The sequence below is a fragment of the Streptomyces sp. NPDC012827 genome (genome assembly GCF_042900905.1).
In the GTDB taxonomy this organism is placed as follows: domain Bacteria; phylum Actinomycetota; class Actinomycetes; order Streptomycetales; family Streptomycetaceae; genus Streptomyces; species Streptomyces gulbargensis.
On record NZ_JBIBBY010000005.1, the window covers coordinates 179,716 to 198,380 of the forward strand.

At 74.5% G+C, this 18,665-nt stretch carries 16 protein-coding genes; 7 read left to right on the plus strand and 9 right to left on the minus strand.

From position 1 onward, the window contains the following. Positions 1-126 precede the first annotated feature (126 nt). Both metF and ACFY60_RS13155 read left to right on the plus strand, forming a co-directional pair. On the plus strand, positions 127-1,044 hold the full coding sequence (gene metF / locus ACFY60_RS13150) for a methylenetetrahydrofolate reductase [NAD(P)H] (protein ID WP_388611274.1): 918 nt from the start codon (positions 127-129) through the stop codon (positions 1,042-1,044). 54 nt (positions 1,045-1,098) lie between these two features. Beyond that, positions 1,099-1,965: a hypothetical protein gene (locus ACFY60_RS13155; protein WP_388611276.1), complete on the plus strand. Its 867-nt coding sequence runs from the start codon at positions 1,099-1,101 to the stop codon at positions 1,963-1,965. Between the two features lie 34 nt (positions 1,966-1,999). On the opposite strand, the gene ACFY60_RS13160 is transcribed toward ACFY60_RS13155, so the two are convergent. From ACFY60_RS13160 to ACFY60_RS13180, 5 genes are all read right to left on the minus strand, one after another. Continuing rightward, entirely contained in the window at positions 2,000-3,436 is a 1,437-nt protein-coding gene (locus tag ACFY60_RS13160; protein ID WP_388611278.1) for a phytoene desaturase family protein, read from the minus strand. 69 nt (positions 3,437-3,505) lie between these two features. Next, positions 3,506-4,144 (minus strand): DUF4126 domain-containing protein, encoded by a 639-nt coding sequence (locus ACFY60_RS13165; protein ID WP_388611280.1) that lies wholly within the window; start codon positions 4,142-4,144, stop codon positions 3,506-3,508. A 432-nt stretch (positions 4,145-4,576) separates the two neighbouring features. Next, entirely contained in the window at positions 4,577-5,185 is a 609-nt protein-coding gene (locus tag ACFY60_RS13170; protein ID WP_309049426.1) for a helix-turn-helix domain-containing protein, read from the minus strand. A gap of 59 nt (positions 5,186-5,244) precedes the next feature. Further along, positions 5,245-7,332, minus strand: coding sequence for a YhgE/Pip family protein (locus ACFY60_RS13175; RefSeq protein ID WP_388611282.1), 2,088 nt, complete (start codon positions 7,330-7,332; stop codon positions 5,245-5,247). Next, positions 7,304-8,299, minus strand: a complete 996-nt coding sequence (locus ACFY60_RS13180) for an ATP-binding cassette domain-containing protein (RefSeq protein WP_388611284.1) — start codon at positions 8,297-8,299, stop codon at positions 7,304-7,306. Before ACFY60_RS13180 ends, ACFY60_RS13175 begins: the two co-directional genes overlap by 29 nt. 131 nt (positions 8,300-8,430) lie before the next feature. On the opposite strand from ACFY60_RS13180, the gene ACFY60_RS13185 reads away from it, so the two are divergent. The 5 genes from ACFY60_RS13185 to ACFY60_RS13205 all read left to right on the plus strand — a co-directional run bounded on the left by ACFY60_RS13185 (position 8,431) and on the right by ACFY60_RS13205 (position 12,577). Next, complete coding sequence (locus ACFY60_RS13185) at positions 8,431-9,027, plus strand: TetR/AcrR family transcriptional regulator (RefSeq protein WP_388611286.1); 597 nt, start codon at positions 8,431-8,433, stop codon at positions 9,025-9,027. A gap of 79 nt (positions 9,028-9,106) precedes the next feature. Continuing rightward, positions 9,107-10,330, plus strand: a complete 1,224-nt coding sequence (locus ACFY60_RS13190; protein WP_388611287.1) for an MFS transporter — start codon at positions 9,107-9,109, stop codon at positions 10,328-10,330. Positions 10,331-10,493: 163 nt separating this feature from the next. Beyond that, positions 10,494-11,024, plus strand: coding sequence for an SAV_6107 family HEPN domain-containing protein (locus tag ACFY60_RS13195; RefSeq protein WP_388611289.1), 531 nt, complete (start codon positions 10,494-10,496; stop codon positions 11,022-11,024). Between the two features lie 67 nt (positions 11,025-11,091). After that, positions 11,092-11,880 carry a class I SAM-dependent methyltransferase gene (locus ACFY60_RS13200; protein ID WP_388611291.1) on the plus strand — a complete coding sequence of 263 codons (789 nt, stop codon included), beginning with the start codon at positions 11,092-11,094 and terminating at the stop codon, positions 11,878-11,880. A gap of 292 nt (positions 11,881-12,172) precedes the next feature. Next, positions 12,173-12,577: a DUF3040 domain-containing protein gene (locus ACFY60_RS13205; protein WP_309049419.1), complete on the plus strand. Its 405-nt coding sequence runs from the start codon at positions 12,173-12,175 to the stop codon at positions 12,575-12,577. A gap of 227 nt (positions 12,578-12,804) precedes the next feature. Here the strand turns inward: ACFY60_RS13205 and ACFY60_RS13210 are convergent, their stop codons facing one another. The 4 genes from ACFY60_RS13210 to ACFY60_RS13225 all read right to left on the minus strand — a co-directional run bounded on the left by ACFY60_RS13210 (position 12,805) and on the right by ACFY60_RS13225 (position 18,359). After that, on the minus strand, positions 12,805-15,231 hold the full coding sequence (locus tag ACFY60_RS13210) for a transglutaminaseTgpA domain-containing protein (RefSeq protein ID WP_388611294.1): 2,427 nt from the start codon (positions 15,229-15,231) through the stop codon (positions 12,805-12,807). Continuing rightward, a complete protein-coding gene (locus tag ACFY60_RS13215; RefSeq protein ID WP_388611296.1) occupies positions 15,228-16,595 on the minus strand; it encodes a DUF58 domain-containing protein in 1,368 nt (455 codons plus the stop codon). Before ACFY60_RS13215 ends, ACFY60_RS13210 begins: the two co-directional genes overlap by 4 nt. After that, positions 16,595-17,614 carry an AAA family ATPase gene (locus ACFY60_RS13220; protein ID WP_388611298.1) on the minus strand — a complete coding sequence of 340 codons (1,020 nt, stop codon included), beginning with the start codon at positions 17,612-17,614 and terminating at the stop codon, positions 16,595-16,597. The genes ACFY60_RS13215 and ACFY60_RS13220 overlap by 1 nt, the downstream gene beginning before the upstream one ends. 205 nt (positions 17,615-17,819) lie before the next feature. Beyond that, complete coding sequence (locus ACFY60_RS13225) at positions 17,820-18,359, minus strand: beta-class carbonic anhydrase (protein WP_388611300.1); 540 nt, start codon at positions 18,357-18,359, stop codon at positions 17,820-17,822. Between the last annotated feature and the right edge of the window lie 306 nt (positions 18,360-18,665).

Below are 18,665 nucleotides of genomic sequence, written 5' to 3' on the forward strand. Positions count from 1 at the left end.
GGAGCGGGGGCCGGGCGAGGGACGGAACCCGGGCCCCGCCCGGCCCCCGCTTTTCGCTGTCCGAAAAGCTGTCCATCTTTCGGACGACCGGTACGCCGCTTCCCGGACCGCGTCTAACCTGCCCGTATGGCCCTTGGAACCGCTTCCGTCCGCTCGGACCGCGCCCGCACGGTCCGCGAGATCCTCGCCTCCGGCAGCACGTCGTACTCGTTCGAGTTCTACGCGCCCCGGACCGAGAAGGGCGAACAGGTCCTCTGGAACGCCATGCGCCGCGTCGAGGCGGTCGGCCCGAGCTTCGTCTCCGTCACCTACGGCGCAGGCGGCACCACCCGGGGCGGCACCGTCAAGGCCACCCAGAAGATCGCCTCCGACACCACGCTCACCCCCGTCGCCCACCTCACCGCCGTCGACCACTCCGTCGCGGAACTGCGCAACATCCTCGGCCAGTACGCCGACGCCGGCATCCGCAACATGCTGGCGCTGCGCGGCGACCCCGCCGGCGACCCGCTGGGGGAGTGGGTCGAGCACCCCGAGGGCGTCCGCTACGCCGCCGACCTGGTCCGGCTCATCAAGGAGTCCGGCGACTTCTGCGTGGGCGTCGCCGCCTTCCCGGAGATGCACCCGCGCTCCACCGACTGGGACACGGACATCCGGCACTTCGTGGACAAGTGCCGCGCCGGCGCGGACTACGCCATCACCCAGATGTTCTTCGACCCGGAGAGGTATCTGCGGCTCCGCGACCGCGTCGCCAAGGCCGGCTGCGACACCCCGATCATCCCCGAGGTCATGCCCGTCGTGAACGTGAAGACCCTGGGCCGGCTGCCCGAGTTGAGCAACGCCGCCTTCCCCGCGGACGTGAAAGAGCGGATCCTCGCGGTCAAGGACGATCCCGCCGCTGTACGCTCCATCGGTATCGAGTTCGCGACGGAGTTCTGCGCGCGGCTGCTCTCCGAGGGTGTCCCCGGACTGCACTTCATCACGCTGAACAGCTCCACCGCGACGCTCGAGATCTACGAGAATCTCGGACTGCACCAGCAGTCGTGACCGGTCGTACCCGCCCCGACCCGCGGCGGTGACCGTGGAGAGGGGCGGCGGGGCATGGGGTGGACGGTCCTCTACATCGCGTTCGGTGTGGTGGCGCTCTGGCTGCTGGGCGAGGTGCTCCTCCAGTACAAGGCGCGACTGCGCTGGCGTCTCCTCGCCTTCGCCGGCTTCCTCGGCGTGGTCGTGGGCGTGCTGCTGCCCTCGGTCCCCGTCATCGTCCTCGGCGCCCTCGCGTTCGCCGTCGGACAGACCTACGTCACGCTCTCCTTCCGGCGCGGCTTCTCCACCGGCTGGGCGATCGGCGGCAACCCCGGCGCGAGCCGCCGCCGCAGGTCCGGCGGGTCCGGGCGACGCGGGGCGACCCTGGAGGTGACCGAACTCTCGTACGACGGCGAGGGTGAGGGCGCGGACGGGACCGGCACCCCGGAGGCGGCGGGGACCGCGCGGGGCGGCGAGCCGGAGGTCACCGCGGTGTACGAGCCCCTGCCGATCCCCGACGAGACGGGGCAGTACGCCGTCTACGCGCCCGCCGGCGGCGGCGCCCACGGCGACACGGGGGCGTACGACCCGACGGCGGCCTACGGAGCGCCGGGCCAGGACGGGCTGCCGGGCCACGGCGGCTACGACGGTTTCCCCGCCGAGTACCCCGCGCAGCCCGCCTACGACTACGGCACCGGTGACGGTCAGCAGCAGTACGCCGCCTACTCCGACCCGTACATCGGCCCGGGCACGGACGCCCAGCAGTACGCCCCGTACTACGGCGACCCCTACGCGCCGTCCTCCGCCTACGACACGCCGCCCGGCGGCGTGTGGGTCCCCCAGCAGCGCGACACCGAGCCCGAGCCGCCGCAGCCGCACACCCCGGAGGCGTACGGCTACGAGCAGCAGCTCCCCGACGACCGGTCCCCGTACCGCTACTGAGCCGGCACCCGGGCGGCCGCGGCGGGCCGCCCGGTCACCGCGAGCCGCGGAAGTCCACGCCCTCCACGACGAGGCCCGCGACCAGCGCGCCGGACATGCCCGCGTGGGCGAGCCCGCCCCCCGGGTGCGACCAGCCGCCCGCCAGGTACAGGCCCGGCAGCGGGGACGGGTTCGCGGCCGGCAGCAGCCGCCCCCCGGCGCCCGCCAGCGCCGGGCCCGGCACCTCGGCGCAGCCGGTGTCCCGCCGTACGTCCTCCGGGGTGCGGACGTGCCGCCACAGGAGGCGCCCGGCGAGGCCGGGAACCGCCTGTCCGGCCGCCGCCACCATCGCGTCGGCGAAGGCCTCCCAGTCCCGCTCGCCGCCGGTCCGCACGGTCGCGGTGACCGTCACCGACTCGTGCCCGGCGTCGGGCCGCAGCGCCGGATCGTCCGGCCGCAGCACGGTCACTGCCGGCCGCCCGCCCGCGGCGTGCACCACCGTCCGGTGCGCGGCCTCCGGCTCCCGCGCCCCGCGCAGCGCCAGACAGACCGTCACCCGGCTCGTCCCCGTCTCCTGGTACCGCGGCACGTCCTCGTCCTGCCGCTCCCACGCGACCACGTGGTCGCGGTACAGCGCGGGGACGGGGGCGCCGGAGACCACGTGGTCCGCCTCCACCGCCTCACCCGTCGCGAGCCGCACACCGGCCGCCCGCCCGTCCTTCTCCAGGACGTCCGCCACCGCCGTACCGAAGACGAACTCCACCCGCCGCTTCCGGCACCGCTCGTACACGGCCTCCGCGAGCGCCCGCAGGCCACCGCCCACGTACCAGCTGCCGAAGGTCAGCTCCATGTACGGCAGGACCGCCGCGGAGGCGGGAGCGGTGGCCGGATCGAAGCCGTACGACCAGGCGTAGGCGTCGAGCAGGGCCGCGAGGCGCGGGTCGCGCAGCTCACGCGAGCCGATGCCGGCGAGCGTCGTGGCCGGCCGGCGCAGGAGGCCCGTCCGGAGGGCCGGGTACGGTTCGCGGGCCAGGGGAGCGGGGTCGGCGGGCTGCGGCTCCTCCAGGAGCGGGCGCCGGGTCCGGTCCCAGGCCTCGCGGGCCCGTACCAGGAAGTCGCCCCAGCGTTCGCCCGCGCCCGTCCCTATCGCCGCGTCGAGGGCGGCGACCGTCCCGGCCCGGGAGGCGTTCGGCAGATCGACCCGGGTGCCGTCCGCGAAGACGTGCCGGGCCGCCGGGTCGACCTGCGTCAGCGTGACGCACTCCTCCAGCGGCTCCTTGCCGGTCTTCACGAACAGGTCCCGGTAGACGGCGGGCAGGTGCAGCAGTCCCGGCCCGGTGTCGAAGGCGAATCCGTCCCGCTCGAACCGTCCGACCGCCCCGCCGTACGTGTCCGCCCGCTCGTACACCGTCACCCGGTGGCCCGCCACGGCCAGCCGGGCCGCCGCCGCCATGGCGCCGAGCCCGGCGCCGATCACCACAATCCGTGCCATGTCAGCGACCCTATCCGGCGCCGCGGCCGGGCCCGGAGGCCGGGACGGGCACCGGGGACGGCCCGGCGTTCAGCGGCCGGCGCCGTTCCCTCCGGGTGGTCGCCGGCGCGGCCCGGTGGTCGCGAGCCGGCGCTCCTCGCGGCGCTGCGCCCGCCGGCGCAGGAAGCGGCGGATCCGGCGCGCGAGGAGGACCAGCGCCGCCAGGCCGAGGACGAGCAGCACGGCCGCGACGACGGCCGCCGCCACGGGGTGGAAGACGGCGAAGGTGATGATCCCGGCCACGCCGAGGTCCTCGGCCAGGCTGAGGGTGATGTTGGAGACGGGCTCGGGCGAGGTGTTGACCGCCATCCGCGTCCCGGCCTTGACGAGGTGGCTCAGCAGCGCGGTCGACCCGCCCACCGCGCCCGCCGCGAGCTCGGGCAGCGACCCGTTCTGGCCGGCCAGCAGGGCCCCCACGACGGCGCCCGCGACCGGCCGGATCACGGTGTGCACGGAGTCCCAGGCCGAGTCGACGTACGGGATCTTGTCCGCGACCGCCTCGCACAGGAAGAGGACGCCCGCGACGACGAGGACGTCGGTGCGCTGGAGCGACTCGGGCACCTCGTCGGTCAGCCCGGTCGCGCCGAGGACGCCGAACAGCAGGACCACCGCGTAGGCGTTGATCCCGCTCGCCCAGCCGCTGGTGAACACCAGGGGGAGTACGGACACGCCCGCGATCGTAACCAGCACTGAGTATCCGTACCTAGGGGGCGAGATGAGTAGGTACACGGATGGGCGTCGTCGGCGGCGGACGGGAGAGTGGAGCCCACGGAAGGAGCGCGGCTCCGACACCGCCGGCACGGGGCGGCGGAGCGGGGCCGCGCGCCTGCCGGTACCGGGACCCCGGGGGACGTGCGCGGGGGATGCGCACGGGGGACCGGAACGGGGACGGGGGGAACGGGGGAAACGGGGAAAAGCGGAAGGCCGGTACGACGGGGCTCGGGGGGATCGAGCCTCGCCGGACCGGCCTCTTCGCGTCCTGGCGCCGGGTTCACGGCGGTCGGCGGCCACCGCGCGGGGCCGGGGCGCCGTCCGGATCTTCCCTGCGGGTCGGCCGGCGGCCGGCAGGGTTCCCCGTACGGGGCCGCCGGGTCCCGGCGGTCAGCGGCCGCCGACCCGGCCGTGCAGCAGCCGGGAGAGCGCCGCGTGCACGTCGTCCAGGGAACGCTCCCGCTGGAAGGCCTGCCAGTCGAGCGCCGCGACCAGCACCATCCCGACCAGGGCCGCCGCCGTCAGCGGCACGTCGATCTCCTCGCTCAGCTCCCCGGCCTCGACGCCCTCGCGCAGCACGCCCTCCACCACGGCGACGGCCTGCTGCCGTACCACCAGGAGGGTGGAGTTCCAGGCCCGGTTGGTGCGCCAGAGTTCGGCCACGTACAGCTGGGTGAAGGCCGGGTAGCGGTCGATGAAGACGAGCCCCGCCCGGATCATCGCGTCCAGCGCGTCGACCCGGGTGCCGCCGCGCGCGGAGGTCTCCTCGGCGGCCGTCCGCAGGGATGCCGCGAGGAGCGAGACCCCGTGCCGCAGCAGCTCCTCGAACAACTCGGTCTTGCTCTTGAAGTTGTAGTAGACCGTGCCCTTGGCGACCCCGGCGCGTTCGGCGATCTCGTCCACCGTCGTCGCGGAGAACCCCTGCTCCGCGATGAGGGTGACGGCCGCCTCGTAGAGCTTGGCGCGGGTGGCCTGGCGCCGGGTGCTGCTGCTGTCCATGGGGTCGATTCTCACAGGTCCGGCGGGGGCCGTGGCCCCCGCGCGGGCGATCGTGGCGCTCACAGCGTGAGCTCCGGGTGGAGCCGGTCCAGCGTCCAGACCTGCCGCCTGCGGGCGGAGACCGCCGTCAGGGCCAGGGCCCCGAGGGTGAACGCGGCCAGGACCGCGCAGGCCTCCCAGACGGGGGCGATGCCGCCGCCCGTGATCAGCCGGCGCAGCGCCTCCACGACGTGGGTCATCGGCAGGAACGGGTGGACGGCGTTGAAGAACCCCGGACTGGTCTGGACGGGATACGTGCCGCCCGCCGAGGTCAGCTGGAGCATGAGCAGGGCCAGGACCAGGATGCGGCCGGCCGCGCCGAAGCGGGCGTTGAGCCACTGGATGATGGCCGCGAAGCAGCAGGTCACGAGGGCGAGGAAGCCGACCGTGCCGGCCGCCCTGGCCATCTGGAGGCCGAGCCCCCAGTGCAGGACCGACATCAGGGCCGCGACCTGCAGGACGCCGATCGCCGCCACGGGGAACCAGCCGGCGAGCGCGATCCGCCAGGCGGAGCCGCCCGCGGCCAGGGCCCGCCGGTTCAGCGGCTGGATGATCATGTAGGCGACCATCGCGCCGACCCAGAGGGAGAGCGGGATGAAGTACGGGGCGAAGCCCGTGCCGTAGTTCGGCGCCTTGTGCAGGGACTGCGCGGCGAGCTTGACGGGGTCGGCCATGACCTCCGTACGCCGGTCGCGGTCGGACTTGTCGTAGTCGGGGATCTTCTCCACGCCGTCGTGGAGTCCGACGGCGAGGTCGCCAGAGCCGTCGGCCAGCTTGAACAGACCGCCGTCCAGGTCGCCCGCGCCCTTCGTGAGCTTGCCGATGCCGGAGTCCAGACGGTTCGAGCCGGCCTTGGCGTCGGTGATGCCGGTGTGCAGCTTGTCCGCGCCGTCGGCGACCTTCTGCGCGCCCGCGTTCAGCTCGTTGATCTTCCGGATGGCGTCGGCGACGTCCTGGTCCAGCCGGGGGGAGCGGGCGGCGAGCTCGTCCGCCTGCCGCACCAGCGTGGCGAGCCGCGCGTCCAGCGTCTTCAGGTCGCCGTTGCTGTCCTTCGTCAGCTCGTGCACGTCGTCCGCGATGGTCGCGACGTCATGGGCGGAGACAACGGCCTCCTTCAGCCGCTCGCACAGCGCCGTGTCCGGGGTGGGCTTCACCTCGCACTCCTGGCGGTGGAAGGCCGTCAGGGCGGTGTCGGCCTTGTGCGCGCCGCTGCGGACGAGGGGGCCGCGCCGGACCAGGTCCTCCAGGTCGTGGCGGGCGGCCGTGGCGGAGTCGGAGACGAGCCGCGCGGTGTCGCGGATCGACCTGCCGTTGTTCGCGAGGTACGGGCGCACCTTGTCGGCGGTGCCGTTCACCTTGTCGGCCAGGGCCTGCGTGCCGTCCGCGACCTTGCGGGAGCCGTGCTCCAGGTCCTTGGCGCCCTTGTCGAGCTTCTTCAGACCGCCGGCCAGGTCGCCGCTGCCCTTCTTCGCCGTCCTGAGGCCCTCGGCGAGGTCCTCCGATCCCTTCTTCGCCTTGTCGACGCCCTTCTTGAGGTCGGCGGCGCCCTTCGCCGCCTTGGCGGTGGCGTCGTGGATGTCGGAGAAGGAGATGAAGATCTTGTCGAGGAAGGTCCGCGAGGACTTCGTGGAGGCGGCCGTGCGCACCTCGGAGAAGACCGTCCGCGAGATCTGGCCGACGATGTAGTTGTTCGCGTCGTTCGTCCGGACCTGGAGCGCGCCGGTCTCGGGCGCGTCACCGGAGCTGGAGGCGATGCGCGCGCTGAAGTCGGCGGGCATGGTGAGCGAGAGGTAGTAGCGGCCCTCCTCGACGCCCTCGCGGGCCTCGGCGTCGCTCACCCGGTGCCACTCGAAGGTCTGGCTCTCCAGGAGGCCCTCGGTGATGTCGTCACCGGCGTTGACCTGCTTGCCGTCGGTGGTGGCGCCCCGGTCCTCGTTGACGAGGGCGACGGGGATCTTGTCGAGCCTGCTGTACGGGTCCCAGAAGGAGTACAGGTACAGGGCGCCGTAGAGCAGCGGCAGCAGCAGGATCGCGACGAGCGCGGCCCGCGGCAGCTTGCCCCTGCCGAAGCGCTTCAGCTCAAGCGCGGCCAGTTTCGGCGAGCGCATCGGCCGCCCCCTCCTCGTTCTCGTCGGCGTCCGGGCCGGTGGGTTCGTTCGGTTCCGCGGGGTCCTCCGTGGCCTTGGTCCTCGCCTCGGTGCCGGTCGCGCCGGCCGTCCCCGCCTTCTCGGCCTTCGGTGACGTCCCGGCCTTCTCCGCCTTCTCGGCCTTCGCGTTCTTCTCGGCCTCGTCCGGTTTGTCGGCCGGAGCCGTGCCGGCCTTCGCGGTGCTCGTGACTCCGCCGGGCCCGTCCGGCGCATCGGCCGATGCCACGGTGGTGATCCGCAGGGCGCCCGCGGGCGCCTCGCTGCACACGGCGAGAACGGTCGTCCCGGCCTCGGCCACGGATCGCAGGAGGGCCCAGGCCTCCGTGCGGTCCGCGTCCGACAGCTTCAGGTCCGCGTCGTCGACGCCGAGCAGCCGGGGCCGGCCGATGAGGGCCAGGGCCACGGACAGGCGCAGCGCCTCCAGCCGTTCCAGATCGCGTACGGACGTCCGCTCGCCCTTCGGCAGGGAATCGAGGTCCAAGCCGGCGGCGGTCAGGGCCGCGTCGATGCGGGCCCGCGCCTCGGCCGCCCGCTCCGAGGGGCGCCGCAGAAGGGCTCGTACGGAACCGTCGAAGCGGCGCTGGAGCAGCACCCGTTCGCGCAGGTGCTCGGCGACCGTGAAGGCCGGGTCGAGTTCGCTGACGCCGGGGACGTGGGCGAGCGCGGCGATCCGGCGCACCGCCGCCATCTTGCGCGGCAGGGGGAACCCGCCGACCTCGGCGCCGCCCTCCTTGGCCTTCATCCGGCCGGTCAGGGCCAGCAGAAGGGAGGTCCGGCCGCTGCCGGACGGTCCCTCGAGCGCGATCAGGGTCCCGGCGTCCGCGCGGAAGGAGACCCCGCGGAACACCCAGCCACGCGGGCCCTTCAGTCCGAATCCGTCCGCGACGACGGCGGCGCCGTGCGGCCGCCCGTCGGCTTCCGCTCCCACGGACCCACCCCCCGTTCCTTTTGAACTGACTGGTCAGTGCAAAAGCTAGCACGCGGCACGTGGTTGCTCCGCGCCACCCGATCCAGGAACAGTTTTGTATCGTGCAGTCCAATACGTGCTAACGTGCCGTCATGGCACGACCGAGGACGTTCGACGAGGACCGCGCCCTGGACGGGGCCCTGCGCCTGTTCTGGGAGAACGGGTACGAGGCCACCTCCACCCAGGAGTTGTGCGAGGCCACCGGCCTCGGCCGCAGCAGCATCTACAACACCTTCTCCAGCAAGCACGCCCTCTTCGTGCGGGCGCTGGCGCGCTATCTCGACGTGATGGCCGACCGTCAGGCCCGGATCCTGGACGATCCGGCCCGGCCGGTGGACGCCCGCCTGCGGGACCTTCTCGCCTCCGTCGTCGACATGGAGGAGGCCAACCGCCGGGGTGGCCGGGGGATCGGCTGTTTCGGCGTCAACAGCAGCGCGGAGCTGGCGGGTCGGGACCCCGAGGTCGCCGCGCTCCTCCGGCGTGACCTGGAGCGGCGGCACGCCGACCTGAGTGGCGCCCTCGCGGCGGGGCAGCGCGCCGGGGAGGTGTCCCGGGCGCGCGAGGCGGCCGCGTACGCGTCCTACCTCAACGCGGTCATCGCCGGCCTGCGCATCTCCGCCCAGAGCGGGGCCGACCGCGCCACGCTCGAGGCGGTCGCCGAGGCGGCCCTGGACACCCTCGCGCCCTGACGGCCGCTGTCCCCGGGCCCGCGGGCCCCGACTCCTGTCCAAATTTTGTACTGATCTATCCAAAACGAAGGGTGACACCATGCCACGCGCCGTGTACGTGCTGGCCCTCGGCATCTTCGCCATGGTGACCAGCGAGTTCGCCGTCGCCGGTCTCATGGCTCCCATGGCGGAGGGCCTGCAGGTGACGATCCCGCAGATCGGCTACCTCATCACCGCCTTCGCCGTCGCGATGGCCGTCGGCGGCCCCTTCCTGACCGTCGCCGTCATGAAACTGCGCCCCAAGCCCGCGCTGCTCGTCCTGTTCGCGGTCTTCCTCGCCGGCAACGCGCTGGCGGCGACCGCGACCGGCTACGGCGCCATGCTGACCGCCCGCGTCATCGCCGGCGTCGCCTCCCAGGCGTTCTTCGGCGTCGCCATCTCCGTCTGCTCCGCCCTCACCCGCCAGGAGATCCGCGGCCGGGCCATCGCCGTGGTCATGAACGGCCTCATGCTCGGCACCCTGCTCGGCCTGCCCATGGCCACCTTCGTCGGGGGCCGTCTGGGGTGGCGCGCCGCCTTCTGGGCCATCACGGCGCTCGCCCTGGTCGCCGCCCTCGTCACCGCCGCCGGCGTGCCGCGGCTCGACCGGCCCGCCGGCGTCACCGGAACCGTCCGCGAGGAGATCCGGGTCTTCAGGAAGCCGCGCCTGTGGACGGCGCTCTCCACGAGCACCTTCGTCATCGGGGCCACCTTCGCCGCCTTCAGCTACTTCACCCCGATCCTCACCGAGGTCAGCGGCTTCGACGCGAGCACCGTCCCGCTCCTGCTGATCGCCTACGGAGCCGCCACCGTCGTCGGCAACACCGTCGTCGGCCGGCTCGCCGACCGACACCCCGTCGCGGTCCAGGCCGCCGGCCTCGGGCTCAACGTCCTGTTCCTGGCCGCCTTCGCCCTCCTCGCCGACGTGGGTGCCGCGGCCGTGGCCCTCATGGTGGGCATCGGCCTGGTCGGAGTGACCATGAACCCGGCGATGGCGCTCCGTGTCCAGCGCGCCGGCAACTCCGGCCCCCTGGTCAACACCGTCCACTCCTCCTTCATCACCCTCGGCGTGATCCTCGGGTCCTTCCTCGGCGGGGTCCTTCTCGCGCACTTCGGCCTGCGCGCACCGCTCTGGCTCGGCGCCGCCCTGGCGGCGCTGGGCCTGCTCACCCTTCTTCCCGAAGGCGGTCGCCGAGGGCGCGGGGAGGCCGTGCGGCGCACCGCTCCCGATGCCGCTGCGGACGCCCCGGTCCCGGTGGGCGTCACGGGGCCCGGCGAGGCCTGATACGCCGCCCCGGGCGGGCGGGCGGCGGAGGCGGCGCGGGCGCCTCCGCCTGCCTCTGGCTGTCGTTCGCCCGAAAAGCGCAGGTCAGGGTGGTTGTCAGTGGTGGGCTGCACGATGGACACATACGGCCACAGCGCCGTCACACGACGACAGGAGGCTCGTCATGGCCAGCCCTTCCGCTGCCGCGTCCCGGCGCCGCCCGAGCGGCCACCCTGCCCCCGTACAGCTCGGACCCGCGTCCGACGTCCACCCCGTGTCCCGCCGCGACTCCGCCCCGCCCGCCGCCCTCGACCTGCTCGCCAAGGCCCGCGCGGGGCTCGCCGAGGCCGCCGCCCTCGACCGGCCCCACGAGCGGTACGCCACCGCGCACCTCGCCGCCCTGCGGGCAGCCGCCGCGGTGCTCGCCGCCCGGGCCAGGCCCCAGCCCCCGGCCGCCCGCAAGCGGCAGCGCATACGGAGCGCCTGGGAACTGCTCCCCGAACTCGCGCCCGAGCTCACCGAGTGGAGCGCCCTCTTCGCCTCCGGCGCCGAGCGGCGCGCCCGCGCGGAGGCCGGCATCGCCACCGCCGTCGGCCGGCGCGACGCCGACGACCTGCTCAGGGACGCCGCCCACTTCCTCCGCCTGGTCGAGCGGCTCCTCGCGCTCCGGCCGGTGCTGCCCCGCCAGGGCGGCCCCGGCGAGGCGGCCGGATGATCCACCGAGGACGGCCGAGGCCATAGGGTGGGGGACGTCCGTACCCGTCACCGAGGAGTCAAAAGCCGTGCCGGACCCTTCCCCTGTCTTCGGCCGAGAGGCGTCGTCGCGCCCCTCGCGCGCCTCTCTGCGGACCGCCGTCGTCTGGGACGTCCTCCAGGACGCCCTGGACCGTCGTGCCAAGGCCACCGGGAAGGACAGCCTCGATGTCCTCGACACCGGCGGCGGCTCCGGCAACTTCGCGGTGCCGGTGGCCCGCCTCGGCCACCGGGTCACCGTCGTGGACCCCAGCCCCAACGCGCTCTTCGCGCTGGAGCGCCGGGCCGCCGAGGCCGGGGTCGCCGACCGGGTCACCGGCGTCCAGGGCGACATCCGCGGCCTCTTCGACGTGGTCGGGCGCGAGGGCTACGACGCGGTGCTCTGCCACGGCGTCCTCGAGTACGTGGACGACCCCGCCGAGGGCGTACGGAACGCGGCCGCCGCGCTCCGGCCCGGCGGCAGCCTCAGCCTGCTCGCCGCCGGACTCGGCGGTGCCGTCCTCGCCCGCGCCCTCGCCGGCCACTTCACCGAGGCCCGGACCGCGCTCGCCGACCCGGCCGGCCGCTGGGGCGCCGGCGACCCCGTGCCCCGGCGCTTCACCGCCGAACAGCTCACCGAGCTGGCCGCCGGGGCCGGGCTGAGCGTCGGCGCCGTCCACGGTGTCCGGGTCTTCGCCGACCTGGTCCCCGGCGTCCTCGTCGACACCGAGCCCGGCGCGACGGAGGCCCTGCTCAAGCTGGAGGCCGCCGCGGCCGAGCTGCCCTCCTTCCACGCCATCGCCACCCAGCTCCACCTCCTCGGCGAGAAGCGGGCCTGACCCGGGACCCCCGTCCCCGCCGCCGGACGGGCACCCGTTCGGCGGTGTGGGCGCCGCCCCCGCGAGGAGTACGCCACAGGCCGCCCGATCAGGGGTCCGGCCCCGTATGATCGAGGCACACCATCCGGCATGACGGACAAGGGGCTGGGGAATCAACGCTTCAGCAACCGATCCGCATGGCGGCCCGGATTGGCTTTTCGGCATTGTGGGCGGGTTTCACGGGGGCGATTCCCTGCCTATCCTGAAAGGGCCGCAACCGGTCGCCCCCGCGACCGACGACTAGGAGGACTCCGTGCCGCTCTCGGAGCACGAGCAGCGAATGCTCGAGCAGATGGAGCGAGCGCTGTACGCCGAAGATCCCAAGTTCGCGACAGCGCTCGAGGGAAGCGGACTGCGTACGTACACCCGGCGACGGGTCTACCAGGCAGTCGCCGGCTTCCTGGTGGGTATCGCGCTCCTCATGGCCGGAATGGTCGCACAGCAGATCTGGATCAGCGTGGTGGGATTCCTCGTCATGCTGGGCTGCGCGGTCCTGGCGGTCACCGGATGGCGCAAGGCGCCCAAGCCGGGTGAGCAGCAGGCCGGTGGAGGAGTGGCGGCCGGAGGCCGTCAGACCCGGCAGCGACGCTCCATGATGAACCGTATCGAGGAGCGGTGGCAGCGCCGCCGTGACGAACAGCAGGGCGGCGGCCACTGACGCCCCCCTGAGCGGCAGCCCCGCACCCCAGCACCTCGAGCCCCGTGGCTCCCGCGCCGTCCGGCGCGAGGCCCACGGGGCTCGACGTGTTTTCCGGCCGAGCGCGCCCCGCGCGCCCGTGGGCCTCGCCGCGCGGGATGCCGGGCACGGGCCGTGCCGCGCGTCGTGACCTGCGGGGCACGGGCGGCGTCCCCGCCCGTGCCCCGCAGGTCACGCCCGCTCCGCTCTCAGCCCGCTCCGCGGGACCCGCGGCGCAGCAGCGCGAGGGGGGCCGCCACGGCCGTGTCCCAACGGGTCGACCAGGCCGTCGAGACCGCCGCCCAACGTTCGGCCAGGGCCCACCGCAGACGGGCCGCCGAGCGTGGGGCCAGGAGCGCGCGGGCACGGGCTCGCCGGCCGGCCGCGGCGTGGAAGGCGGCGCGGACGCGGGCCGCGTCGTCCGAGAGACCCGGCGCCGGGCGGGGCGACGGGGCGTAGAGGGTCTCCTCCACGGCCCCCGCCACGCGGTGCACCGCCTCGGCGGCCTCGCCCGCCAGCTCGCCCCGGGAGACGATCCGCGCCGCCGTGCTCCGCGGGGTGCGCGACTCGTCCGGCTCGATCCCGTAGTCCCAGGCGGTGTCGTTGACCTCCGCCCAGACCGCCAGCGTCCGCGCGGCCACCGCCGAGGGATCCCGCGCCCCCGACCCCCCGAGCCGGCGCGCCCGCAGGCGCGCGCGCCACAGCGCCGGCAGCAGGGGCAGCGCCAGAACCAGCAGGACCGCGGCGCCGATCAGGACCCCGCCCCACCAGTCCGTACCGCCACCGCCCGGGGAAGCGGCCCCGGCCGCCACGTCCGGGCCGCACTCGCCCAGGCGGCGCAGCTGCGCCGGGCAGCTCTCCGAGGCGCTCGGCGCGACCGACGGCCGCGCCGAGGCGCTCTGCCGCGGCTGCGGCACGTCGGTCGCCGTGCCCGACGGCCTCTCGGCCCGGGTGTAGTCGGGGGCCGAGCCCCGCGAGGGCGTCGGCTCGAACCGGGTCCAGCCCACGCCTTCGAAGTACAGCTCGGGCCAGGCGTGCGCGTCCCGGATGCCGACCGAGACGGAGCCGTCGCTCTGCGGGGTGCCGGGCATGAAGCCGACGGCCACCCGCGCGGGGATGCCCAGGGTGCGGGCCATCGCCGCCATGGAGAAGGAGAAGTGGACGCAGAAGCCCTGCTTGTCCCGGAGGAAGCGGGAGATCGCCTGCACCCCGGTCCCGGAGTCGACGTTCACCTCGTACCGGAAGCCGCCGTCCCGCGCGAACCACTCCTGGAGCCTCACCGCCTGCTCGTAGTCGCTCCGCGCGCCCCGGGTGATCCGCAGCGCCGTCGCCCGCACGTCGGCCGGCAGCGACTCCGGCACCTTGGTGTACTCCCGGCGCAGCTTCTCCGGCGCGGTACCGGCCCCGGCCAGCAGGTCCGCCGTCGGCCGCACGTCGAGGCTGGTCACCTGGTAGCGGACGCCGCCGGTGGTCTGCTTGTTGTCGCCGACGATCGTCCGGCCGGCCGGCTCGTACCGCCACCGCCCGTCGATGTCGACCTTCGCCACCGGGTACGGCATCGGCAGCCACTTGTCCCGGTACGCCTCCGAGGCGACGAAGTTGGTCGTCACCTCGGTCGACGGCACACCCTGGGCGAGCCCCTCGGGGAAGGGCAGCAGCCGCGGCACGTCCTCGATCGGGCGGACCGACGACTTCCACGAGGCCCCGTCGAACTGGTCGAGCGAGACCAGCCGCAGATACAGGTCGCCGATGTCACGGCTGTTGGTCCGGTAGCGCAGGACCTCCCGGTCCTGCGGCTGGCGCAGATTGTCCTGGAGGGCGACCAGCGGGTTGACCGCCGAGATGGTGCCGCCCTGCCCGGCACCGGAACCGGCCCCCTCCCCGGCGCCGCCGAGGAGGCCGCCGCCGAGGCCGGGCAGCACCAGCGGCACCGCGAGGGCGAACCCCATCGCCACGGCCCCGATCCGCCGCCCGGTCCGCACCGGCGCGAACGCCGGGCCGCCGCCGGAGGCCGGCACCGTCCGCCGGCCGGGCCGCTGCGGACCGCCGAAGACCCGCCCCCACTGGGAGAGCCGGTCGCGGCTCTCCGCGAGGAGCAGCAGCAGATAACCCGAGGCGGCCAGCAGGAACCACAGGTGCCCGGCCCCGCCGCCGGAGAGCCCCGCGGCCACCGAGTACAGCGCCAGCAGCGGCAGACCCGCCGGGGCGGCCCGCCGGAAGGTGACGGCGAGGGCGTCCACCAGGAGCCCGATCGCCACCACACCGCCCACCAGCATCAGCCGGATGCCCTCGGTGTCCGGTGCCGGGGCGGCGTACCGCCCGACGTCCTCGGCGCCCGACCGGAACAGCTCCACGGCGTGCGCGAAGACCTCCGGCCCGGGGATCACCCCCAGCAGGGCCTGCTCGCGGGCGAAGGCCACCGTCAGCGCCAGCAGCGCGACGACCGCCTGCGCGGTGACCGTCAGCGGCCGGGCCAGCGGCACCCGGCGCGCCAGCACGCCCGCCCCGCTGACCAGGCCGAGCACCAGGGCGGCCGTGAGGATCCAGGTCACCGGCCGCACCAGCGGAAGGAGCGCCCCGGCCGCCGTGAGGGTGGCTCCCCAGGCGGCCGGCGTGAGGCGCGTACGCCCGCTCATGACCAACCTCCGTAGCTCTGCGCCGTCTCGGGACGGCCCCCGGCCGCTTTCTGCCACACGTCGGCGATCCGCGCCCCCGGCGGCACGGCGACCGCCGTCCAGCCCGCTTCGCGCAGCTGCCGCAGCCGCTCCCCGGCCGCCTCGCCGGTCCCGGGCGGCGTACCGCCCCCGCCGGAGCCGTACGCCTGCCAGCTGCCGGAGTCCAGGACGAACGCGACGGCCGCGCCCGCGCGCGCCCGCATCCGTCCCACCAGGGCCGCCTGCCGCTCGTCGAGGTCGCCGAGGAAGGCGACCAGGAGCCCCTCGCCGGAGCACAGCGCCTCCGAGGCGCGGGACAGCCCGGCGCCCTCGGAGTGGCCCACGACCGCGAGGGTGTCCATCATGAGGCCGGCCGCGTCCGCCGCGTCCTGACCGGAACCGCCGAAGCCGTCCCCGCCGTCACCGGGCACGGAGCTGCCGGTGTCCGTGACCAGCCGGACCGCGTACCCGCGCTCCAGCATGTGCGTCAGGACGGAGGCCGCCCCGGACACCGCCCACTCGAAGGCCGCGTCGGGCCCCGCGTCCCGGTAGGCGACCTGGCGGGTGTCCAGGAGCACCGTGCACCGGGCGCGCTGCGGCTGCTCCTCGCCGCGCACCATCAACTCTCCGTAGCGGGCGGTGGAGCGCCAGTGCACCCGGCGCAGGTCGTCACCGTGCCGGTACGCGCGCGGGATGACGTCGTCGTCCCCGGCGAGCGCCAGCGACCGCTGCCGCCCCTCGCCCTGCCCCACCGCCTCCCCGGACAGCGCCACCGGAGGCAGTGGTTCCGTCCGGGGCACGACGGTGAGGGTGTCGTACGCGCTGAAGGAGCGGGTCAGCTCGCACATCCCGAACGGGTCGCCGAGCCGCAGCTGGAGCGGGCCGAGCGGGAACCGGCCGCGCAGGTCGGAGCGGACCCGGTACGACACCTCGCGCCGCCCGCCCGCCTCGACCCGGTCCAGGACGAAGCGGGGGCGGGACCCCAGCGTGTACGGCACGTGGTCCTGGAGCATGAGCAGGCCGGTGGGCAGCTTCGAGGCGTTCTCCATCCGCAGCTGCACCCGGGCCTCGGTACCGGCCGCGACCCGCTGGGGCGTCAGGCGCCGCGAGGTCGCGACCCGGTAGCGGGTGCGGTGCAGCACCAGGACGCAGAGGACCGGCAGCACGGCGAGGAGCAGCCCCACCCGCAGCAGGTCGGCCTGGCCGAGGACGTACGCGCAGGCGGCGGCGGCCACCCCGGCGGCGAGGAAGGACCGGCCCCGGGTGGTCAGACCGCCGAAGGAGGCCCGCAGTCCGCCCCGGTCGTCCTCGTCCCGCTGCCCGTCGCGCACGGCAGCGGTCGTCATCACAGCCGCCGGCCGCCGGGCTGCGGCTGCCCGAAGCCGGGCGCGGCCGGCGGGGCCGTGGCCGGGACGGGGGTGCGCTGGAGGATGTCGAGGACGACCTGCTCGGAGGTACGGCGGTTCAGCTGCGCCTGTGCCGTCGGCAGGAGCCGGTGCGCCAGGACCGGCACGGCGAGCGCCTGCAGGTCGTCGGGCAGCACGTACTCGCGTCCGGACAGGGCCGCCGAGGCCTTGGCGGCCCGCAGCAGGTGGAGCGTGGCCCGCGGGGAGGCGCCCAGCCGCAGGTCGGGGTGGGTGCGGGTGGCGGAGACGATGTCGACGGCGTACCGCCGCACGGCGTCGGCCACGTGCACCGCGCGCACCGCCTCGATCAGCTTCAGCACGTCGTGCGCGTGCGCGACCGGCTGGAGGGCGTCCAGCGGGGAGACCGAGCCGTGCACGTCGAGCATCTGCAGCTCGGCCTCCGGGCTCGGGTAGCCGATGGACACCCGGGCCATGAACCGGTCCCGCTGCGCCTCGGGCAGCGGATAGGTGCCCTCCATCTCCACCGGGTTCTGGGTGGCGACGACCATGAACGGGCTCGGCAGCTCGTACGTCTGCCCGTCCACGGTCACCTGCCGCTCCTCCATGGACTCCAGGAGCGCGGACTGCGTCTTCGGCGAGGCGCGGTTGATCTCGTCGCCGATGACGACCTGGGCGAAGATCGCGCCCGGCTTGAACTCGAAGTCCCGCCGCTGCTGGTCGAAGATCGACACGCCCGTCACGTCCGAGGGCAGCAGGTCCGGCGTGAACTGGATGCGGCGCACCGAACAGTCGATGGACCGGGCCAGCGTCTTGGCGAGCATGGTCTTGCCGACGCCGGGGACGTCCTCGATGAGGAGGTGCCCCTCGGCGAGCAGTACGGTCAGCGAGAGCCGTACGACCTCGGGCTTGCCCTCGATCACACTCTCCACCGATCTGCGGACACGCTCCGCGGTGGTGGTCAGATCAGTGAGGCTCGCTCGATCGTCATAGGTCGTCACCCGGCCCTCCTCGGCCTTGCAGGAACACCGACACCTGCCCCCGCCGGAGCCCGTCCGGGCGGTCTGCGGGGGGTGTCACCCGAGCATTCTTGTTGGCGTGGCCGGGTTGTGTCACTCGCCTGTGGACAAGCGCGGAGGAGATGCCGGGGTTTGCGCCGGTTTCGCGGGCGTCACGCCTGGTCGCCGGGCCCCGCCGGCCCGGCTTTCAGGCCGGGTCGACCTCGCGCAGCAGACCGGTCGTCACGTCGAAGACGAAGCCGCGGACGTCGTCGGTGTACGGCAGGAAGGGGGAGGTCCGCACCCGCCGCATCGACTGCCGGACGTCCTGCTCGACGTCGCGGAAGGCCTCGACCGCCCAGGCCGGCCGCTGCCCGACCTCCATCTCCAGCTCGTGCCGGAACTCCTCCGTGAGGGTCTCCAGACCGCAGCCGGTGTGGTGGATCAGCACCACGCTGCGGGTGCCCAGGGCGCGCTGGCTGATGGTGAGGGAGCGGATCACGTCGTCCGTGACCACCCCGCCGGCGTTGCGGATGGTGTGGCAGTCGCCGAGTTCCAGGCCGAGCGCCGCGTGCAGGTCGAGCCGGGCGTCCATGCAGGCGACCACGGCGACGCCGAGGACGGGCCGGGCGTCCATGCCGGGGTCGGCGAACGCCGCGGCGTACCGCTCGTTGGCCGCGACGAGGCGGTCCGTGACGGTGGAGCCGCCGGCCAGGACGGCGGAGGAGGAGTGCGCGGAGGGGGTCATGCTCCCGACGGTAGGGGGCACGGCCCCGGGCGGGCGCCTGTGAGGGCGGACAAAGAACCCCGACCGCCCTTGGTGTGAGCCACCCCACAGACCGGGGGAGGCCGCCTCCGGAAGGGTGGCATCCGCCCGCCCCCGCGGCTCTCCGCGACGCGCCAGCCGGTTGATTGACCGGCGGGGCCCGTGGACTAAAGTGACGCGGAGTTCACGGAGACATCGAGCGATTTCCGCGGTTTCTCCCCCGTGTGTGCGGCGGTACCTACGGCTCGGCATCCTCCCGCTCGGCGGTACGTGCCTCCGCGCCGGATC

What these genes read in the sequence shown, in the direction of transcription:
- ACFY60_RS13160 (WP_388611278.1), bottom strand. Translation starts at nt 3,436, where the DNA reads ATGGCACGGATTGTGGTGATCGGCGCCGGGCTCGGCGCCATGGCGGCG.
- ACFY60_RS13195 (WP_388611289.1), top strand. Translation starts at nt 10,494, where the DNA reads ATGGCCAGCCCTTCCGCTGCCGCGTCCCGGCGCCGCCCGAGCGGCCAC.
- ACFY60_RS13190 (WP_388611287.1), top strand. Translation starts at nt 9,107, where the DNA reads ATGCCACGCGCCGTGTACGTGCTGGCCCTCGGCATCTTCGCCATGGTG.
- ACFY60_RS13170 (WP_309049426.1), bottom strand. Translation starts at nt 5,185, where the DNA reads ATGGACAGCAGCAGCACCCGGCGCCAGGCCACCCGCGCCAAGCTCTAC.
- ACFY60_RS13175 (WP_388611282.1), bottom strand. Translation starts at nt 7,332, where the DNA reads ATGCGCTCGCCGAAACTGGCCGCGCTTGAGCTGAAGCGCTTCGGCAGG.
- ACFY60_RS13155 (WP_388611276.1), top strand. Translation starts at nt 1,099, where the DNA reads ATGGGGTGGACGGTCCTCTACATCGCGTTCGGTGTGGTGGCGCTCTGG.
- ACFY60_RS13185 (WP_388611286.1), top strand. Translation starts at nt 8,431, where the DNA reads ATGGCACGACCGAGGACGTTCGACGAGGACCGCGCCCTGGACGGGGCC.
- ACFY60_RS13215 (WP_388611296.1), bottom strand. Translation starts at nt 16,595, where the DNA reads ATGACGACCGCTGCCGTGCGCGACGGGCAGCGGGACGAGGACGACCGG.
- ACFY60_RS13210 (WP_388611294.1), bottom strand. Translation starts at nt 15,231, where the DNA reads ATGAGCGGGCGTACGCGCCTCACGCCGGCCGCCTGGGGAGCCACCCTC.
- ACFY60_RS13225 (WP_388611300.1), bottom strand. Translation starts at nt 18,359, where the DNA reads ATGACCCCCTCCGCGCACTCCTCCTCCGCCGTCCTGGCCGGCGGCTCC.
- metF (WP_388611274.1), top strand. Translation starts at nt 127, where the DNA reads ATGGCCCTTGGAACCGCTTCCGTCCGCTCGGACCGCGCCCGCACGGTC.